2 protein-coding genes are annotated in these 1689 nt (G+C 46.7%); both read left to right on the plus strand.

The genetic code is table 11. The features are described 5' to 3' along the window. The coding region (locus FHK88_RS11355; RefSeq protein ID WP_227430871.1) for a hypothetical protein at positions 1-1497 on the plus strand (1497 nt) is incomplete at its 5' end. Between the two features lie 6 nt (positions 1498-1503). Continuing rightward, positions 1504-1689: CoA-transferase (locus FHK88_RS11360; RefSeq protein WP_319800166.1), on the plus strand; the 186-nt coding region annotated here is incomplete at its 3' end.

A 1689-nucleotide genomic window follows, 5' to 3' on the forward strand; every position in this document is an offset into this window, starting at 1 on the left:
GGGAGAGGAGAGGGGGAGAAGAGAAAGAGGGGGAAGAAGGAGAAGAAGAGAGAAGAGAAAAGGAGGGGAGGGAGGGGGAAAAAGAAAGAAAAGGGAGGAAGGAAGGAAGAGAAAGAGAGAAGGAAAAGAAAGAGGAAGAGGGAGGAGAAGGAAGAGGAAGAAGGGGGGAAGAAAGGAAGGAAGAAAAAAAGGGGAAGAGAGGGAAAGAAGAAGGGAGAGAGGAAAGAAGGGAGGGGGAGAAAGGAGAGAAAGGGGGGAGAGAAGAAAGGGAGAGGAGAGGGGGAGAAAGAAGGGGAGAAAAAAAGGGAGAAGAGGAAAAAAAAAAAAAGGAGGGGAAAAGAAAAGGAAGGAGAGGAGGGAAAAAAGAAGAAGAAGGAGAGGGAGGAAAAGGAAAAAGAGGAGGAGGGGGAAGGGAGGAAAAGGGGGAAAAGGGGAAAGGAAGGGAAAAAAAAAAAGGAGAAAAAAAAGGGAAAAAAGGAAAAGGGAGGAGAAAAAGGGAAAGAGGAGAAAGAAAAAAGAAAAGAAAAAGGGGGAAAAGAGAAAAAAGGGAAGGAGGGGGGAGGGGGGGGAGGGGAAGGGGGGGAGAGGAGGAAGGGAAAAGAAAGGAAAAAGAGGGGGGGAGGAGGGAAGGGGGGGAGGGGCGGAAGAGGGGGGGGCTGGAAGGGAAAAAAGAAGAAGAAAAAGAGAGGAAGAAGAAGAGGAAGGAAGGGGGGGGGAGGAGAAAAAAGGGGAAGAGAAAAGGGAGAGGGGGAGAGGAAGAAAAGAGAGGGAGGAGGGAAAGAAGGGGGGGGAGAGGAAAGAAAGGGAGAGGAGGGAAGAAGAAAGGAGGAGAAAGAGGGAGAGAAAGGAGAGAAAAAGAAAAGAGAAAGAAAGAGGAGGAAGAAAGGAAAAAAAGAGAGGGAGAAGAAGAAGGAAGAAAAAGAGGAAAAAGAAGAGGAAAAAGGGGAGAGGGGAGAAAAAAGGGAAAAAAAGAAGAGGGAGGAAAGGAGAAGGGAAGAAAGGAGAAGAGAGAAGGGAAGGGAAGGGGAGGGGGAAAGGGAGAAAGAGAGAAAGGGAGAGGAAAGAAAGGAGGAAAAAGAAGAAAAAGAAAAAAGGGGGAAGGGGGAGGGGGAGAGAGAAGGGAAAAAAGAGAGGGAAGGGAGGAGGAGAGGAAGGGAAAAAGAGGGGAGAAAAGGGGGAAGGGGAGGGGAGGGGAAGAAAAGGAAGAAGGGAGAAGGAGGGAAGGAAAAGGGGAGGGAAGGAAGGGAGAGGAAAGGGGGAAAAAGAAGGGAGGAGAAGGGAGGAAGGGAGAAGGAGGGGGAAAAAAAAAAGGAAAAAAGGAAGGGGAGGGGGGAAAAAAGAAAAGGAGAGGGAAAAGAGGAGAAAAAAGGGGAAGTAAAGAAAAGGAATAAGGAAGGGGAGAAAAAAAAAGAGAAAGGAGGGGGGAGAAAGGGGGGAAAGGGAAAAAGAAAAGAGAGGGGGAGGAGAAAAAAGAAAAGGAGGAGGAAGAGGAGGTAAGAAAAAGTGTATGAAAATGAAAAGAAGGAATTAGATGATGTAATTGATGATGGGAAAAAGATTGAAATTGGTGGATTTGGAATGTGTGGTATTAAAGAGGATTTAATTGGAGATTTGAGAGAAAGTGGAGTTAAAGAAATAAAATGTATAAGTAATAATGAAGGGGTGGATGGATTTGGTTTGGGGATAATG

This window comes from Psychrobacter sp. I-STPA6b, assembly GCF_020662265.1.
In the GTDB taxonomy this organism is placed as follows: Bacteria; Pseudomonadota; Gammaproteobacteria; order Pseudomonadales; family Moraxellaceae; genus Psychrobacter.